The following is a 243-nucleotide window of genomic DNA, read 5'->3' as shown; positions in this document are numbered from 1 at the left end:
AGAAAATTCATTTGATGGACGATTTATTATTATTCGTAAAGGGAAGAAGAACTACAGCCTTGTGAAGTTAGGATAGTAAACAAGACGGAAAAATTATATCGGCGATTTTTCGAATATATCGACCGTAACTCGAATTATATCGGCGATTTTTAAAATATATCGACCGTAACTCGAATTATATCAGCGATTTTCTCAATATATCGATTTACCGACAAAAGGTGACAATAAAAGCTGTTCCAAAAC

1 protein-coding gene is annotated in these 243 nt (G+C 32.9%); it reads left to right on the top strand.

Annotated features, from left to right (window positions below; genetic code table 11):
• Window positions 1–76, top strand: a 76-nt coding sequence (locus MR083_RS28260; RefSeq protein ID WP_396022324.1) for a hypothetical protein, incomplete at its 5' end; no start/stop codon positions are given.
• Window positions 77–243 lie beyond the last annotated feature (167 nt).

This window comes from Bacillus cereus group sp. BfR-BA-01408 (genome assembly GCF_022663305.1).
In the GTDB taxonomy this organism is placed as follows: domain Bacteria; phylum Bacillota; class Bacilli; order Bacillales; family Bacillaceae_G; genus Bacillus_A; species Bacillus_A pacificus.
Note: the sequence above shows the minus strand (reverse complement) of the source record. Positions and strands in the feature narration are given on the sequence as shown.